This is a genomic window from Haloarcula japonica DSM 6131, from assembly GCF_000336635.1.
GTDB lineage: Archaea > Halobacteriota > Halobacteria > Halobacteriales > Haloarculaceae > Haloarcula > Haloarcula japonica.
This window is the reverse complement of record NZ_AOLY01000048.1, coordinates 55,197-72,760: the sequence shown is the minus strand read 5'-3', so window position 1 is coordinate 72,760 and position 17,564 is coordinate 55,197. Positions and strand designations below refer to the sequence as shown.

At 61.1% G+C, this 17,564-nt stretch carries 14 protein-coding genes and 2 pseudogenes; 8 read left to right on the top strand and 8 right to left on the bottom strand.

Annotation, left to right across the window (positions count from 1 at the left end; genetic code table 11):
• The first annotated feature begins 68 nt into the window (after positions 1-68).
• From C444_RS20940 to C444_RS20925, 4 genes are all read left to right on the top strand, one after another.
• On the top strand, positions 69-257 hold the full coding sequence (locus C444_RS20940) for a hypothetical protein (protein ID WP_004595132.1): 189 nt from the start codon (positions 69-71) through the stop codon (positions 255-257).
• Between the two features lie 587 nt (positions 258-844).
• Positions 845-1,120, top strand: coding sequence for a DUF7471 family protein (locus C444_RS20935; RefSeq protein WP_004595131.1), 276 nt, complete (start codon positions 845-847; stop codon positions 1,118-1,120).
• A gap of 58 nt (positions 1,121-1,178) precedes the next feature.
• Entirely contained in the window at positions 1,179-1,739 is a 561-nt protein-coding gene (locus tag C444_RS20930) for a nitrous oxide reductase accessory protein NosL (RefSeq protein ID WP_004595130.1), read from the top strand.
• A 70-nt stretch (positions 1,740-1,809) separates the two neighbouring features.
• The gene (locus C444_RS20925) at positions 1,810-2,337 is read left to right on the top strand and encodes a winged helix-turn-helix transcriptional regulator (RefSeq protein WP_004595129.1); all 528 of its coding nucleotides are present in this window, start codon (positions 1,810-1,812) and stop codon (positions 2,335-2,337) included.
• Between the two features lie 2 nt (positions 2,338-2,339).
• Here the strand turns inward: C444_RS20925 and C444_RS20920 are convergent, their stop codons facing one another.
• The 4 genes and pseudogenes from C444_RS20920 to C444_RS20905 all read right to left on the bottom strand — a co-directional run bounded on the left by C444_RS20920 (position 2,340) and on the right by C444_RS20905 (position 7,125).
• Positions 2,340-3,152 carry an ABC transporter permease gene (locus tag C444_RS20920; protein WP_004595128.1) on the bottom strand — a complete coding sequence of 271 codons (813 nt, stop codon included), beginning with the start codon at positions 3,150-3,152 and terminating at the stop codon, positions 2,340-2,342.
• A complete protein-coding gene (locus tag C444_RS20915; protein ID WP_004595127.1) occupies positions 3,149-3,874 on the bottom strand; it encodes an ABC transporter ATP-binding protein in 726 nt (241 codons plus the stop codon). The genes C444_RS20920 and C444_RS20915 overlap by 4 nt, the downstream gene beginning before the upstream one ends.
• Positions 3,871-5,784: pseudogene (locus C444_RS20910) on the bottom strand (NosD domain-containing protein). The gene C444_RS20915 and the pseudogene C444_RS20910 overlap by 4 nt, the downstream one beginning before the upstream one ends.
• Positions 5,785-6,015: 231 nt before the next feature.
• Positions 6,016-7,125 (bottom strand): guanosine monophosphate reductase, encoded by a 1,110-nt coding sequence (locus C444_RS20905; protein ID WP_004595125.1) that lies wholly within the window; start codon positions 7,123-7,125, stop codon positions 6,016-6,018.
• A gap of 791 nt (positions 7,126-7,916) precedes the next feature.
• On the opposite strand from C444_RS20905, the pseudogene C444_RS21600 reads away from it, so the two are divergent.
• From C444_RS21600 to C444_RS20895, 3 genes and pseudogenes are all read left to right on the top strand, one after another.
• Positions 7,917-8,561 (top strand): annotated as a pseudogene (locus tag C444_RS21600) (IS6 family transposase).
• 57 nt (positions 8,562-8,618) lie between these two features.
• Positions 8,619-10,151 (top strand): alpha-N-arabinofuranosidase, encoded by a 1,533-nt coding sequence (locus C444_RS20900; RefSeq protein ID WP_004595124.1) that lies wholly within the window; start codon positions 8,619-8,621, stop codon positions 10,149-10,151.
• 79 nt (positions 10,152-10,230) lie between these two features.
• Positions 10,231-11,568, top strand: coding sequence for a sialidase family protein (locus C444_RS20895; RefSeq protein ID WP_049909715.1), 1,338 nt, complete (start codon positions 10,231-10,233; stop codon positions 11,566-11,568).
• A 2-nt stretch (positions 11,569-11,570) separates the two neighbouring features.
• Here the strand turns inward: C444_RS20895 and C444_RS20890 are convergent, their stop codons facing one another.
• The 4 genes from C444_RS20890 to C444_RS20875 form a co-directional block, all read right to left on the bottom strand.
• On the bottom strand, positions 11,571-12,281 hold the full coding sequence (locus C444_RS20890; RefSeq protein ID WP_004595122.1) for a hypothetical protein: 711 nt from the start codon (positions 12,279-12,281) through the stop codon (positions 11,571-11,573).
• Positions 12,282-12,283: 2 nt separating this feature from the next.
• Positions 12,284-13,159, bottom strand: coding sequence for a carbohydrate ABC transporter permease (locus tag C444_RS20885; protein ID WP_004595121.1), 876 nt, complete (start codon positions 13,157-13,159; stop codon positions 12,284-12,286).
• Entirely contained in the window at positions 13,152-14,027 is an 876-nt protein-coding gene (locus C444_RS20880) for a carbohydrate ABC transporter permease (RefSeq protein ID WP_004595120.1), read from the bottom strand. Before C444_RS20880 ends, C444_RS20885 begins: the two co-directional genes overlap by 8 nt.
• A gap of 64 nt (positions 14,028-14,091) precedes the next feature.
• Positions 14,092-15,435 (bottom strand): ABC transporter substrate-binding protein, encoded by a 1,344-nt coding sequence (locus tag C444_RS20875; RefSeq protein ID WP_004595119.1) that lies wholly within the window; start codon positions 15,433-15,435, stop codon positions 14,092-14,094.
• A 250-nt stretch (positions 15,436-15,685) separates the two neighbouring features.
• On the opposite strand from C444_RS20875, the gene C444_RS20870 reads away from it, so the two are divergent.
• Positions 15,686-16,819 (top strand): ABC transporter ATP-binding protein, encoded by a 1,134-nt coding sequence (locus C444_RS20870; protein WP_004595118.1) that lies wholly within the window; start codon positions 15,686-15,688, stop codon positions 16,817-16,819.
• Positions 16,820-17,564 lie beyond the last annotated feature (745 nt).

The window sequence follows — 17,564 nt, the reverse complement described above, 5'->3', positions numbered from 1 at the left end:
ATTCCCATCGGTGTTTGTTTTCTGAAACTCGCATTGTGGCCATTCTGTTTGCTGGTCAACTACATCTAATGAGATTCTCGGACAGGCTCGACAACTGGTCGGATATCACGGCAATGACACAGAACGCCTGGCGACCCAACACGCTCCAGGCGACCACCTCCGGCGAGGTCATACTCTCCGAGTTCGAGATAACGGATTTCGCCGGTATCCGACAAGCCGGACTGGCACCCGACTTCCGGGAGAACATCAAACCATGACTGCGGCTGTCCTGTGACAGGAAGCGGCGTTTAAGCGATTGAAATGCGATATCTTGGCAAAGTCTGACTGATTGCACTGTAGCTGCTCGCCATGCATAACAATAGATTGTCATTATTCCATAGTAGTCAGTGGCTTGAAATAGTGAGACGACCGTTTCCCCCTATTACGTACGTTACAATTGTGGTTGCGACCGACGGCAGTACTGACGCGAACCGCACAGCGACACACGCGCTCGAACGGGCCGAGTAACACGGTACCGAGCTTTACGCAGTCTTTGTTGTCGATACGGATCGACACGCAGAGCCAGGCACTGCGCAGCATGGAACTGGAAACAGATCGGAAGTGTGACCGACCAGGTCGTCCAGAACGCGGGACGACCGGTGCTGGTGGCTACCTGAGAGGGTCCCACGGAGACCCTTTCAAACGGACATACACCAGCGGAACTGTGTCAGACCACTCAGCTCGGCAGTAAGCATCGGGCACGGAAGCGACCGCGACCGAAACCGATTCCAGTGCAACCGCCCGAAACGTGACCTGAGAGATGTTTCAACCGACGGCTGACTGGATTAGTCCCGGTCAATCCGCAATGTTGATAGCCGTGCTGGGACTCGCTACGCTCGGAACGTTGGCGCTGTTTTTCGTCGCAGCGGCCAGTACACACCGACGCCGGTCACGGCCGTACGTTCTGTTGACTGTCGCTATCGGGTTGCTGGTCCTTCGGTCAGTGGTCGGCATCGGGACTGTCCTCGGGGCTGTCCCGATGGTAGTACATCACCTCACCGAACACGGGTTCGACTTCCTCATCGCGCTGCTGGTGCTGAGTGCGATCTATTCGGTCGCGCCGCCGAGCGTTCCCGACTGACCGGCGTTTCGACGGTCGCACCATGAACCATTTGGTGTTGTTCAGTGTACTATCTAGTATGTCTGAGTATGTCCAAACATTGACACGCCGGCGCTTCATCGTCGGGACTGCGACAGTCGTGTCGCTCTCGGGATGTCTGGGGACCAGTGAAGAGATTGAACCGGTCAGCATCCAAAGCGGCCAGAACTGTGATCAGTGCGGGATGGTCATCGACCAGCACCCGGGTCCAACCGGTCAAACGTACTACCAGGACAACACGCCCGAGGGACACGACCCACCGGCACGGTTCTGCAGTACGACCTGTACGTATCGCCACCGGTTCGCCAAAGAACAGTCGGGATGGACGCCTGCGGAGACGTTCCTGACCGATTACAGTGCAACCGACTACGATGTCCGGACTGATGGGGGCAAGACCAGCATCTCCCGGTACTTGGAGACCGAGGCGTTCGCCCCAGCGGGGCAACTCACAGTCGTCGCTAATTCGGATGTTGATGGGTCAATGGGGACCGCTATCGTGCCGTTCGGTGACAGCGGGGACGCCGAATCGTTCGCCGAAGAGTACGGCGGCCAGACCCTCCCCGCCGAGGACATAACTCGGAAACTGGTGGGCGGGATGTAAGCGGGTTCCCGCGCAGTGAGAACGTCCGATACCCTGTTGTCCCGGTGGCTGGAAAGCCGTACTGAAGACTATGTCCACGGTTACTGAGCAAGTGCGCTCCCACGTCGAGTCCAAACCGGGAGTCCATTTCAACGCGCTTGCAGCGGATCTCGATATCGCGACTGGACAGGCACAGTATCACCTGCGGAAACTACGCCGTGCCGGCGACGTCGTCGCCGAGGAGATTCAGGGCAAAACGCACTATTACAGCCGGGAGTACGGGCCCTGGGAGCGACGTGTGCTGGCGTTTGCCCGGCGAGAGACTGCGCGGACGATTCTCCTGCATCTGCTGGAAGCGGAGTCTCTGTCAGCGGACGAACTGACCGACCGGCTGGGCGTCGCCCGGAGTACGGTCTCCTGGCACGTTTCTGCACTGGCTGACGCAGGGATACTCGAAAAGTCGTACGGCGAACGGGGGCGTGTCGTCGTAGCTCTGACCGACCCGGATGAGACACGGCGGCTGCTCGCGGCGGTGCGTCCATCGCTCACAGATCGTCTCATCGACCGGTTCACGCGGCTGGTCGACGACGGACTCGCGGCCGCAACGGACGACGGTTGAGGTCAGGCCGCATCCGTCGCAAGCGTCGCCCCCACGAATGTGAGTCCCCACCAGAACAGGAGCGAGAGGACGGCGACCCACGTCGGAACGAACGCTGACCGGCCCGGAACAGCGACGTACAGGACCTGATCAAAGACGAGTCCGCGGTAGGCTCCCGCCGGAGTCATGGCGAGCGCGCCGCCGAGTGTGCTCGTGGTGACTCCGGTATCAAGCCCCGCGAACACCGCCAAGTCGCCTCCGACGGTGATGACAAGCAGTCCAGCGAGTCCGAGCACGAGCGCTCGGCCCCGGCTGCCGGCGAGCGCCGACAGCAGGAACGCGATAGTCAGCGACGAGAGCGCATACAGGACTGTCAGTGCGATGAATCGGATGAACAGGAACGGCGAGTCGACACCGCGATGGCTCGCAAACACCGTCGTCTCCGGTCCTGCGGTCGTCGCCACGTTGACGCCCAGAGCCAATAATGGGACGACGACAATAGCGAGCAACAGCAGGGCGCGGCCCGCGTACACCCCGCCGACGTACGACCACGTCGAAAGCGGGTAGGTGTCGAGTATATCGAGTTCTCCGCGGACAGCGGGGTCGGCGATCGCGCGATAGCCGACGGCGAAGGCAAGCGTCGGTACGAGCACTTCGACCGCAACAAGCGTGTCGACGACAGTGGGAACGTAGCCGCCAGCGGGGCCGCCCCCGGCATGGGCGAGGCCGAACAAGACAATCGCCGTAACCAGCCCGAGAGCGAGATAGGTGCGTGTCCTAACGGCACTGCGGACCTCACGGACGAAGACCGTCCAGAAGCGGGTTCCGTCTATCATGATTGTGTCCCCTCTGGAGCGGCGATAGTGGCTCTGTCCTGATCCAGAAGCGCTGTGAACGTCTCGTGGAGCGGCCCGCCGGTCTGTTCCTGTAGGGCTGCAACCGACCCGGTTCGGACGAGGTGCCCGGATTCGAGGACCACCAGTCGGTCAGCCGTCTCTTCGACGAGCGGCAGTTCGTGCGAGCAAAGAACCACGGCACGGCCAGCGTCGGCAATCGATTCGACGATGTCGAATATCAGTCGGCTCATCGCCGGGTCGAGGCCGCTTGCCGGTTCGTCGAGCATCACGATCGGCGGGTCGCCGGCCAGTGCCTGTGCGATTCCCAGGAGACGCGTCATTCCCCCGGACAGCCCTGACACGGGACGGCTGGCCACTTCTTCGAGGCCGACACGTTCGAGCAGTCGGTCCGGGTCGTCATCGACGAGGTCCGCGTAGAATCCGGCTGTCTCCCGGACGCTGAACCCCGGTCGGAAGGTCGGCCGCTGTGGCAGGTAGCCCAGTTGCCGTTCGGCAGCAGGTCCGTCGTACGAGACGGTGCCGCTGGTCGGTCGCTCGACGCCCAGAAGCATGCGTAAGAGCGTCGTTTTCCCGGACCCGTTTGGGCCGATAAATCCGGTCACGGCATCGGACGGAATGTCGAGTGACACCTCCGAGACGGCCGTCATATCGCCGTACGTCTTCGTGACCTCCTCCGCAGTGAGATACGTCTCGCCAGTCATGCTGGTTCCTCCATGGCTGTCCCGTTTCGAAGACGCCTGACGGTCTCGGGATTCGCAGGCTCTGCCAGCGGTGCCCTGTCGACAATGCTTCCCCGGCGGAATCCGGGTGTGATGCCGCGGAGCGCCCGGAGGCCCCGGACACCCGGTGCCGACCTGAGGACGACCGCAGCGTCGGTCTGGTGGAGGCGGCGGTCGACAGAGTCGGTGGGTGAGTAGGACTGGCCCAGTGTTGGCCCAGTTCCGCCAGTGAGGTCGTACGCACCGCTCCAGTAGTTCCCCCTGCCGTCGTACGTGTACACACGCAGCGGCCCCGGTCCCGAGATGGCGTGGCGGTCGTTCGCTATGAGATCGTTCTCGGTGACGATGTTCGACGGGACGACTGTCGACGCCCGCACACCGATGTCATTCCCGTAGAGGACGTTGTGCTCGTACAGTGACCGGTCGGCGTTTGTCGACATCGCCTGGGTGGTGCCGACCACCACGTTGTGCGCAATATAACTCCGGGAGCCGGCTAACATGACACCGCTGCCGGAGTGACGCACATCGTTCCCGACGATGGCGTTCGCCACGGGGTTCGTCATGACGACGACACCGGCGTACTCCTGCCCCCGGGCGACGTTGTCCGCAACGAGCGACCGTGAGGTGTACATCAGGTGGACGCCGAAGCGGTTGTCCTGAAACGTGTTGTTCCGGACGACGGTCCCGTCGGCGCGGTGAAGGTACACGCCGTCACGCCCGCCGTTGAAGACCGAATCCTGCACGACAACCGGTCCGTGCATCCCGATGACGCCCATGAACCCGTCCTGCCAGTCTGCCGTCCCGTTGACCGTGATGTTCTCAACGACCGCATCGGGCGTCCGCCGCAACACGACGCCACTTGCAGGCGTCTCAACGGTGAGGTTCGCGACATAGAGCCCGGACGCGTTTCGGCCGGTCACGGCGGCGTCGCTGTTGCCGTAGGCGGTCGTGACGGTCCCATCCCAGGCGCTGTCGTTGGATTTCGTCGGGTCGCCGACCGTTGTGTTGCCGACGCCGACGATTTCGAACCCAGTGACGCCAACCCGGTCGGCGGTCACCGTCACGACAGTTCCGTTGCCACCCCCATCAAGCGTCGCTCCGGGGCCGCTGAGGGTGAGTGGCTTGTCTATCGTCACCTGCCCCTCGTACGTGCCCGCCGGGACGACGACCGTCGTGTTCGGCGGGGCCGCATCGACGGCCGCCTGAACCGTCGGAGCATCGGTGCCGACTTCGACCGAGACGGGCCGATTTCCACGCTGTCGTGCCGCTTCTGCTGTGGCATTCGCATCGCTTCGCCGCGGGCCAACCTGTTTTCGGACTGCTGCCGCCTGTTCGAGGTCGAACGAGTGGGTTTTGAGGGCTTCCCAGTCGATGATTCGGCCGCCATAGCTATCGGTGAACGCTTCGGCGTCGTCCCGGTCTGCGAACGGCACAACCGCCGGACCGGATGGTACCCGCGCTGAGCCGTTGACAACGTAGTGGGCCTGATTCGCTTCGACCCAGTCCGGCGGTGCGGCGGTTCGGAGAGAGCTGTCGTCGCCGCACCTGACCGGCCGGTCACTGTAATCTGAAACGTACACCGCGAGTGGATACCCGAACTGCTGCTCGTGGCCCGGTTCCGTGAGCGCGGTCACAGCCTGACCGATACCGACGTAGCCGACGACGTAGCGGTACTGCGAGTAGAAGACTTGCGTACGCGGAACGCTGATACTCCGATTCCGGGCGATCTGTTCGTCGGCCGCCGTAACACCGCGTTGCACAGTGTTATCGAACGCCACCGGCTCGGGACGGGCGCTGGTGGTATCGATGGCAAACTACGCAGCGAAAACCAGTGTACTGAGAGCCACCGCGAGTAGCGCGAAAACTTGCACAGTCGTCAGAGCGGGTCGCATCTACCGGCACTATGAGCGATGTCCCATTACAGTATGTGGTGTGCCTCTCGAAACTGGCGACCCACCGCAAACACGGTCTGCCATGCTATCCCGGAAGCCAGCCCCAATACCGTTCAAGAGCCATCGTATTGCCCCGCTCGAAAACGCCCTCACGGGTGATTCGCTCGACCCAGTCGCCGATATTCCCGAATACAAGCATTCGGCGGTGCAGGTGCGAAAGCAATACCCCGTTTAGTCGTCGCTGTCGACGGTTGCCTCGGTGCCGGCGTCGGGGACCTGTGTGGCTTCACTCTCCACGTTGATGCCTTCCCAGTCGTGGTCCGTGTGGAACCCTTCGCGTTCCTTCGCACTCTGGGCGACACGGATGAACTCCGCCTTGTCGCAGGCCGCAGCGATTGTATGCCCGCCACAGTAGGAGAGTCCGGAGCGGATGCCAGCACAGAACTCTTCAGCCACGGCGGCGACCGGGCCTTTGTACGGGGTCAGTGCTTCGACACCCTCGTCAGCGCTGACGTTGTTCTGTTTGTCGTCACGGTCCTCGGCCGCGGCAGTAGTCGCCATCCCTCGCGACCGCTTGTACCGCGTCCCATCGATTTCGACGACCGCACCGGGGGCTTCCTCCGTGCCGGCAAAGAGGCTCCCGAGCATCACGGTGTCTGCCCCGGCCATAAGGGCCTTCACCGCGTCACCGGACGTTCGGATTCCGCCGTCCGCGCAAATGGTAACGTCCAGATCTTCGGCGGCTGTCGCACAGTCATCGACAGCAGTTAGCTGGGGGACGCCGGCACCAGCGACCTTCCGGGTGGTACAGTGTGACCCGGGACCGATACCGACTTTGACACAGTCGGCCCCGGCGGCGGCGAGGTCTTCGACGCCCGCGGGCGTCGCGACGTTGCCGGCGATAAGGTCGGTCTCCGGAAATTCATCGGCGAGGGTTTCGACGGCATCGAGCGACCGGTCGAGGTGACCGTGAGCCACGTCGACGACGAGCGCATCGACACCGGCCGCGATCACGGCCGCGCTCCGTGCGACGTAATCCTCGTTGATGCCGACTGCTGCGCCGACCTGTTCGCCGGCTTCCTTCACTTGCTCGACTTGCTCGGCCTGTTCCTCGGGCGTCAGGAACCGGTGTAGTACCCCGAATCCACCCGACCGGCCGAGCTCGATTGCCAGTTTTGCCTCCGTAACGGTGTCCATCGCAGCGGAGACGAGCGGCGTATCCAGTTCGACAGTCGGAGTAAGCGGCGTCGAGAGGTCGATATCGCTCCGACTGTCAACCGGTGACCGCTTCGGGACGAGAAGAACGTCGCCATAACTCAATCCAGTGCGTAACTCGTTCATACCCCGCTAATGGAACCGCTCCTAGCACAAAAGTAGCTCGGATTAGCGGTCCCCCAGCCGTCCCCGTAATTGCGGCTCGGTTCCGACAAATTTGGCCAGTGGCCGAGAGAGATCATCGCTGGCGAGTGTCCGGACGTACCAGCGGACAGGCAGCTGTTCGATCACCAAGAACTCGCCGATATTTCTCTGGAGTGAGCGGAGCCACCGACTCACCCTCGGAAGCGGCGTTGGACAGGACTGGTTTTGCGCTCCGGCAGGAAAGCGGATGACGGGTGGCGATGGGCACCGTGTGTGCCACCCACTGCAGTCAGAGGCACGAATGGGTTCTGGACCAGAGGCATGGGGTAGTCTCGTGGGATCAAAGTATGAAGAGGCCCAAATCGAGTGCCAGAACCCGTCTATGTATAAGACACCGTTCGTGATATTCTTTGTGGCAAGTGCTAACATAGCAGCAGTTCAACGCAATCCAGTCATCCCGGGAATGCACAGCGCCGCCGATCATACGACGGAATGGTACGTTGCTGTGGGGTGGGAGAAATGGGGTACAACGTACCATCGGAAGTCGTCGGTTTCGACGACGGATTCCAGCCCGAAGCAATCGTGTGGGCGAATCCAACGCGATTGGACAGGGCCCAGAACCCACCTAGCACCGATAGGAGTGTATATAAAACGGTTGTGAAATCCCCACGCCGTCTGTTGGTTTTATCGTAAGCTACTCATTTCTCACTAACCTTAGCCCTATCTACTCCGTAGCGTTCAGATAAGGATTGAAGAGTGAGGCGTAGCGTTTTCTGAGTGCTCTCTCCCGAAACGCTAGCCTCAGCGATAGTCTGGACCAACTCAACTCAGATTTTGTGGAGCGAGAAGCGACACCGCGACTGCTGATGGAGTTGAGTATCAGCTGCATCTAGCCGTACTATCATTTTCAAATACTGTTTGTACTCTTGATATATTCGGTGTCCAGCGCGCTCGTTCGACTGTAGATAATTGTATTCATAAGGCTGACATACAGCCCGAAGATGGCCGGTCACCGGATCACGGTTCGGTTGATGAGACCGTGATACAACTCAATGATGAGAAGTACTGGCTGTACGCCGCCGTCAACCGATAAACGAATAAATTGCTTCATACAAGTCTTAAACTAACCACAGCGACGGTTCGTGCTTATTCCATTCTCACCAATCTCAGCGAAAAACACGGCGTCGCCAACGTCGTGTTTCTCGTCGGTGGCTCCAAATCGTTACAAGTTTCGTGTCACCGACAGGGATACGATTTCAGATACGAAAAACATGGAAATCGGAACGCTGTAGAACATGTATTTAAATAGGTAAAAACAGCTAACTATATGATTCTCAAACTGTTCCAGCAACGCTGAGGCAGAAACAGTCGACGATTGGCTTCGGTCGTTCAGCCTTGCGTGGAATCAGCTAATGTGAAGACGATGTGCTGACGAGGCACAATAGTTATACGACCCGGAGTGGATCCCAAAACGTATGTCGAGCGAAGTTAGCGTCAGCGGTGGCGAGACTATCGATCGTATCTCAGAGAACATCTACGGCCACTTCGCCGAACACCTCGGACGGTGTATCTACGGCGGTATCTGGGTCGGCGACGACAACCGGGTCGAGACGAACGACGGCATTCGGATGGACACCGTCGAACTCCTCCGTGACCTCGAAATGCCCGTCCTTCGATGGCCGGGCGGCTGTTTCGCCGACGACTACCACTGGGAGGACGGGGTTGGCCCCCGAGACGAGCGGCCCCGACGCCGGAACCTGTGGTGGACACAGGGCCGTGAGAACGTCCCAGAGGAGTCGAACCAGTTCGGCACAGACGAGTTCCTCCGGCTCTGTCAGCTCCTCGAAACAGACCCGTATATCGCGGTCAACGTCGGGTCCTCCACGCCACAGGAGGCCCTGGACTGGATCGAATACTGTAACTACGATGGCGACACAGAACTGGCGGATCGCCGACGCGAGAACGGCCAGGAAGAGCCCTATGGGGTGAAGTACTGGGGAATCGGGAACGAGAACTGGGGCTGTGGCGGCCGGTTCGCGCCGGACGAGTACGCCGACGAGTATCGCCGCTTCGCGAACTACTTCAACGGCTTCGACAACCTGATGAACGCCGAATCGACGGAGTTCATCGCCTGCGGTCACCTCACCGACGATTGGAACCGGGTCTTCTTCGAGAACCTCAACGGTGGCATGGAGTTCGGCCCAGGCACCTTCCTCGGGATGGGCTCCCCGTTCAATCTGCTCGATCACTTCTCGGTCCATCGTTACTACCAAGCGGGCGGTGACGTGGACTTCTCCGACGACCAGTACTACAAGATGTTCGCGCGGGCCGAGAAGATCGCGGGCGACATCGACCGGGCCGCCGAGACCATCTCGGACTTCGTCCCGAAGGACGAGGTCGGCATCATCGTTGACGAGTGGGGTGCGTGGCATCCGGAGGCGAAGAACGACAACGGCCTCGAACAGGAGAACACCGTCCGGGACGCGGTGGCGACGGCCGGCGTCCTCGACCTCATCCACGACCGCGCGGACGTGGTCTCGATGGCGAACATCGCTCAGACCGTCAACGTCTTGCAGTGTCTCGTCCAGACCGACGAGGAGGACGCGTGGCGTACGCCGACGTTCCGCGTGTTCGAGCTCTACGAGAACCATGTGGGACAGACCGCGCTGGAGACGAGCGTCGACACCGACGTGGAATCCTTCGAGGCGGAGGACCACGACGTGCCGATGGTCTCGGCGTCTGCCTCGAAAGGCGACGGCGAACTGTTCGTCACGGCGTCGAACCGCCGCCACGACGAAGCCGAGACGATCACCGTCGACGCCGGGACCGAGGCAACGGTCGAGTCGGCCACTGTACTGTTCGACGGGAAGGACATTCGCGAGTACTCGACGAAGGACAACGCCGAATCCTTCGCGAGTTCGGACCTGTCTGTCGACGATGAGGGCGACGGTGCGGTCACGTTCGATGCGCCGCCGGCCTCTGTCGTCGGACTGACTCTCTCGGAGTAACAGAGCCGCAGCCCTTCTGTTTCAAGCTGACAGAAGGGATATCATTATTGTGGTGTTCTACCAAACGTCGGGTACGTCCATGAGCGACCGCTTCTCAATCGGGCAGTGTAGTCGGCGTGAATACATGACGGCCATCGCCGCAACGAGTGGCGTCGCATTCGGCGCGGCCGGCTGTCTCGGGTTCCGATCCGACGGCGGCAAACCGGCGGCCGTAGAGGATACGCTCTACTCGCCCCCAGAAGGCGAACCAACACCGGGGTCGATGTACCCGCGTGTGACGAGACTGGAACACGGGTCGAGCGACGGAACGCAGGGGCCGCTGCTGGCAACTTTCGAGTTCTACCCGTCGATGAGCGGCGGCTCGGTGCCGTACTTCCCGGTCTACCGGAGCACGGACGGCGGCCGCACCTGGTCGGAGTACTCGGAGATCCACGACACGAGCGGGAAGGACTGGGGGCTTCGATACCAGCCAACCCTGTTCGAGCTTCCGCAGTCTGTCGGTCCGTGGTCGGCCGGGACGGTACTGGCCGCGGGCAACGCCATCCCGATCCTCGATGCTCCCGAAGAAGTCCCAGAGGGAGCAATCGGCGAACTCGGCGAGACGAGCATCGACCTGTATGCGAGCACCGACGGCGGGGAGTCCTGGGAGTACGTCAGCACTGTCGTCACCGGAGGTACGGCCGTTCCCCACGAGGGGAACAACCCCGTCTGGGAGCCCGAGCTCGGGCTCGACGCCGATGGGAACCTCGTCTGTTACTTCGCCGACGAACGGATGGGGACCGACGACGACTACAATCAGCTTGTCGCCTACAAGGCTTCAGACGACGGCGGGCAGACGTGGGGCGACGAGCAGTTCGTAGCCGCCATCCCGAACGGGACCACGCGGCCGGGGATGCCGTCCGTTACGTCGCTGCCCGACGACACGTACATGATCACCTACGAGGTCGTCGGCCCGGAGTACCTGCACGGCGAGGTACACGTCAAGACTTCGCCCGACGGGCGCGACTGGGGAGACCCAAGCGACGTGGGCACCCTCGTCTCGACGGCCGACGGCCGGCGGTTCGTCAACGGCCCCCACGTTACGTGGACCAGCGCCGGCGGCGACGACGGAACGATACTCATTTCCGGGAAACAGCTCGTCGACGGGAACCGCGAACCTGCGGAGGGCAACGGCGAAGTCGTGCTGGCGAACTCGAATCTCGACGGGAGTGGGGACTGGGAGCCGGTAGACGCCCCGCTGTCCTTCGAGACAGAGAGTGAACTCGGCGGCCGGACGTTCGTCGGCTGGACCACGCCGCTGTTGCCTTCGCGCCGCGGCGACGAACTGCTACAGATGACCTCAACTGCGGCCGACTCGGAACTGTGTGAGATCAGTTACGGGGTCGAATCGCTGAATCTTGACGACGACGGAACCTAGGGTTACCGTCCGAACGTCGTCGAAAAGTCGTTTCTCCGACCGCCACCGGAGACGGAACGCTCCGGAGAGACGGTCGCTTCCGTTTCGTCGCCGTCCGACGCTGTGCGGTTCTCGGCGAACAGTTCCGTGTGGAACGCGGCCGCGAGCGCCGGGAAGACGAGCGGGAGCGCGATAGTCAGGACCGCACTCGCGATCAACAGCGTCGCGGTGACGATGCCGACGAGCACGGTCGCGACCGGGTTCTCGACCGACCACCGGTAGCCGCCCGTGACGGCGTCGACCGCGTCCGCGCCGTCAGCGAGCGAGACGAACGCCAGGGCGAAGACGACCCAGGCGTGATACGTCAGGTAGAATCCGACCGCGCCGAGAACGCCCGATAGCGGCGCGCCAGTGGCTGCGTACTGACCGAGATAGAGGACGGCGATGGCAGGGAACACGACCAGCAGCCCGCTGAACAGGACCGCATCGAGCCAGTGGGCCGCGAGCGTCTCCCTGACCGCTCCGCGGTCGATCCGGCCGTCCTCGCGGACAGACCGGACCGCGCGGTAGGCCCCAAGCGTCGCCGGGCCGATAGTGATCAGCGGAATGGACGCGAGGACCCAGCCGACGCTGATCGCCACCATCGGCAGCGGGTGGCGATATACCTGACGCGCCGCGGTGGCGAGCGCGCGGTGGACGCCGATGGTCGCGTCCGCGGAGTCGCCGTTGGTCATGGTCACCCGGTCGCACCCTGCATCTGCACTGCGCGCACGATCTGCCCCTGGAACAGGAGGTAGATGATGAACAGCGGCAGCGAGCCGAGGATGGCGACGGCCATGTGGAGGCCGGGCGTGTCGATGTTCCCCTGGTAGAGGTTCACGAGCCCGATGGGCAGCGTGTAGGCCGTCTCGTTCGACAGCACGAGCAGGGGCCAGAGGAACGCGTTCCAGTTGTAGACGAACATGAACAGCGCGAGCGCCGAGAGGATGGGCTTTGCGAGCGGGAGGATGATGCGCGTGTACACCTGGAACGTCGAGAACCCGTCGAGCCTGGCCGCCTCTTCGTACTCTTCCGGGATGTCCCTGAAGAACTGATAGAGGAGGAATACCCCGAGCGGGCTGGCGGCTGCCGGCATTATTACGCCCCAGTAGGAGTTGATGAGCCCGAGGTTCGAGACGATCTGGTACAGGGGCACGATGTTCATGTAGTACGGAACCATGAAGCTCGCGAGGATAATCCCCATGATGACCCCCTGTCCGGGCCAGTCCAGACGGGTGAGCGAGAACGCTATCATCGAGTCGATAGCCACGATGAGTATCGTCGCCCCGCCGGCGATGATGAAGGTATTTATCGTCCACTCGACGACCAGCGTGTTGTTCAGCAGGTACTGGTAGTGCTCGAACGTGATTGGTTCACCCACGAGCGGCGGAATCCAGTACGGCCGCGGGTCCCGAAGGAGTTCGTTGGGCTGGAACGACCGTGAGATGGTGTACAGGTACGGGACCGCCATGAGGAGGGCGAGCCCGTAGAGGAACACGTGCAACAGGGCGCTCCGAACGGCATCACCGCTCAGATAGGCGCGCAGCGACTGTGATTGTGTCGATTCAGACATTGGAATCACCGATTACCTTGAAGTTGATAACGGCGATCAGTATAAGGATGGCGACCAGTACGTAGCCCATCGCCGCGCCGTACCCGAACTGCTGTTGGGAGAACGCGCTCCGGTAGAGGTAGTAGACCAGCGTGTCCGAGGAGTTGCTCGGCCCACCCTGGGTCATGATGTACGGCTGGGCAAACACCTGGAACTGAAGGATGAACTGGACCATCACGACGAACACGACCGAGTTTCGCATCTGTGGGAGCGTGATGTCCCTGAACGCACGCCAGCCGGTCGCCCCGTCGAGCCGAGCAGCCTCGTACAACCGCTCAGGGATGCTCTGTCGGGCGGCGAGGAAGATGACGAAGTTGAAGCCTACGAGCCACCATACCGTCATGAACGCGAGCGACCCCATCACGAGGTCCGGCGAGGTAAGCCATCCCGGTGGGTTCTCGATGACGAAGCCGAGATAGTAGTTGATGAGCCCGTAGCTCTGGGAGTACACCTGCCCCCAGACCAGCGCCACGACCGCGACGGTCAGGACGTAAGGGCTGAAGTAGATGGCCCGAAGCGTCCGCTTGCCGGCGACATCACGGTTCACGCCGAGCGCCATTACGAGTCCGAGAATCACGAGCGCCGGGACCGAGACGGCGACGAAAAGGAGCGTCCCCTCCATGGCGTTGTAGAACACCGGGTCCTGGAACAGTTCGACGTAGTTCTGGATACCGACCCACTCGGTCTCCGTGAGATCGAACTTGTTCGGGTAGGTGTGGAGGCTCATGTAGAGCCCCTTCACCGCCGGCCAGACGAGGAACACGGTGAACACGGCAAGGTATGGGAGCGACCAGAGGATTCCCTCTATCGTCTCCTTCCGGAGACCCATCACGGTCTTGCGGTTCGTGCTCGCCTCACCTCCCGAGATGCGTTCTGTTATCCCCATCGTCTACTCACTCCGAGATGCCGCTGGAGACCGTCTCGATGCCGGACTGAACCCCTGCCTGGGGCTCGGCGTTGTGCGCCCAGATATCGACGAGCCAGGTGTACCAGTTCTGGGCGTTCGGGTCGCCGTTCGGGACCTTCGGGTGGTAGAAGTAGTCGCCGTCTTCGGCCATCCCGACGTACTTGTTGAGTGTCTTGTCGTAGTATGGACTGTTCTGGAACGCGTCGGACTCGTAGATACTGTTTGCGGCGGGTAGGTGGCCGGCCTCGGCACCCCACGAGGGGTTCTCCGTGGTCATCCAGTGGGCCGCCCGTGCGGCGAGTTCCGATTTCTTGTCGCTGCGACCCTCCTTCTTCGGGAGGACAATCGAGTGACCGTCAGCCCACACCTTGTCCTGTTGCTTGTTCGGACCGACAGTCGGCTCGAAGAAGCCCCAGTTGAGGTCGTCGACACCCGACAGTGCTGCGACGTACCAAGTCCCGTTCATCGCCATCGCACAGGAGCCGTTCTGGAACGCGTTGTTCCCCCAGGTGTCCTCGCTGGTGGCCGGTGCCCACCCCATGTCGCCGGTCATGTCGGAGAAGAGCTGGGCGATGTTCATCCCGGCCTCGCTGTCGAAAGTCGGGTTCCACTCCTCGTCGTAGAGGCTTCCGCCCTGCTGTTTGACCCAGGTACTCCACGTCCGGAACGACCCGAAGCCGTCGTTGTACGGCGACTGGGTGAACGCAGCGGCGTCGGTGTTCTGGGCGACTGCGTTGCCGGCCTCCTCAAACTCGGACCAGTTTGTCGGGGGGCTCTCCGGGTCCAGTCCGGCCTCCTCAAACAGGTCCTTGTTGTAGTAGACGCCGATGGGATGGAGGTCCATCGGCAGGGCGTTGACGTTGTCCTCGACCGTGACGAGGTTCCAGTGGCTCTCAGTGTAGTCGTCCTGGAACGTCCCGGTGTCGACGTACTGGCCGATAGAATCGACGCCGCCGCCCCACGCACGCAGATACGCGGCGTGCATCACAGCCATGTCAGGCGCCTGGTCGCCGGAGAGGGCGGTGAACAGTTTGTTGTAGTACTCGTTCCACGGTGTACGCTGTCGGTTGATGGTCACCTCTGCGCTGGTATCGAGGGGCTGTTCCTCGTTGAACTTGTTGACGATGCTCTCCATGATCGGACCCTCACCGCCGCTGAAGAGCTCCCAGAAGGTGATCTCGTAGGACTCGCTCCCAGCGTCACCCGTGCTCCCACCGTCGCCCCCATCGCCGCCAGTACCTCCACAGCCAGCGAGCGCCACCGTACCGGCGACACCGAGTGATTTAACGAACGTTCGACGGGTTTCGCTACTCGAGGGTTTCCGAACCATGTTCGCATACTACAACGTAGGTTATTTATAATTTTATATTTAGTGGGGTTTATAGTGTTTGTTGACCTGTGCCTTCGAATCAGGACGGTAACCGTGTGGAACGTACGCAGAGAGGCAACAGGGCATGACTCCCTGAGGCCGTGTAGTGGAGCGGTCCCGGCAAAACAGCAGACCCGATATGAGAGCAGTCCGGGTGTTCAGCCGATTTCCAGTCACAACTATTATAATACCACTTGGCAATTACTGCACTATGGGTACGGTTAACATCGAAAATGTGCGGAAAGTCTACGACGGTGACCCAGAGGTTGTGGCGGTCGAAGACGTGAGCTTTGATATTGCGGACGGAGAGTTCCTCACGATTGTCGGCCCATCGGGTTCGGGGAAGTCAACACTGCTACGGATGATAGCGGGGCTCGAAGATATTTCCGACGGGACGATCCGAATCGGAGACCGAGTCGTCAACGGCGTCCAGCCACAGGACCGCGACGTAGCGATGGTGTTCCAGAACTACGCGCTATACCCGCACATGACCGCGCGGAAGAACATGAGTTACGGGCTGGAACTGACCACCGACCTCTCCGACGAAGAAATCCAGCAGCGCGTCGAGGAGGCGGCCGAGATGATGGGCGTTACGGAGCAACTCGACAAACGACCGGGGAATCTCTCGGGCGGCCAACAGCAGCGAATCGCGACTGGACGCGCCATCGTCCGCGAACCGTCCGTGTTCCTGTTCGACGAACCGCTCAGCAACTTGGACGCGAAGCTCCGGCTCCACATGCGAACGGAACTCCAGCAGTTGCAGGACAAACTCGGTACCACGACCGTCTATGTTACACATGACCAAGAGGAAGCGATGACGATGAGCGACCGCATCGCCGTCGTTAACGCTGGCGAACTCCAGCAGATCGGAACCCCCGAGGAGATTTACGACGAGCCCCGGAACCTGTTCGTGGGTGATTTCGTCGGCAGTCCACCGATGAACCAGTTCGACGTTCGCCTCGACGGATCAACCCTCGTCGGCAACGGTTTCACCTACGAGGTTTCGGACTCGACTCAGGAACGCCTCGACCAGTACGCACAGGGGGTCGACGAGTTCGTCCTCGGTATCCGTCCGGAGAACATCACCATCGCCGACGACGGGGCACCGAACACGATCCGTGCACACCTTGACGTCCGGGAGCCGATCGGCTCTGATAACTATCTCCACATGGATATCGACGGGCAGGAATGTTGGGTCCGCGTGCCCGGCGAAGTCAAGCCCGAGACGAACCAGGAACTGTCGCTCGCGTTCGACGAGGATCATCTCCACTTGTTCCGGCAGTCCGACGGCATCAACATTCTCGCCGGAGAGGGACCTTCGGCTGAAATCCCACCAGCCGAGTAGGCCTAGTAGAGGCATCTGAATCGTGGCCTGGGAAGCAGTGGCCTGCGTTGAGGCGCTTCGCTCGTAGGACTGACAGCCGTCGAGGTCGGTTGTCGACTCTCGACCAGCGGGCCTTTGCAGAACAGTCTCTGAGCCGACCGTTGCTTTCGATTCATTCAAGCAGCGAGTGGCCAGTCGGCAGTCCCTGTCGGCCGAGACATACCAGATCCGGCGTATCGACTGTCGAACGCCGGCCAACACACGCTGTGTGCTTGGTCCCGTCGTTGGCTTTATACGCCTGTTCCTATTGCCCAAAAGTCTGTTCATAAATGTGGAACGCAGATAATAACAGGGGTACACCTGTTAGTTTTGCAGATAGCTCGGATACTTTCACTCATATCGGTTTTAGCGACCCATACCGGGGAGATACGGACTCCTCTGTCCTACAGGCGTTGTGTCGTATCAAACTGTACTTGTATGGTGCGTTCCAGATAACGAAACAGCAGAAGCCTACTTCCGGAATGAGGCCAAATACCGGGACACGTTGTTTTAATCAGACATGGCTAAAGAACAGTGGGACAGGTCCGCACGCGGCAGCAGTCCGAAACACCAAGTACGAGACTGGGACTCTGATTTTCAGTTGCGGGAGAGAGGCCAGTCACCGAACGGAACCCTCGACTGTTGCTGTTTCATCAGTAAATGTGGACTCTAGGTCAGTGTGTGCAGTCTTGTCGGGTTTTCGCGGTTATGTTCTTGTCCGCATGCG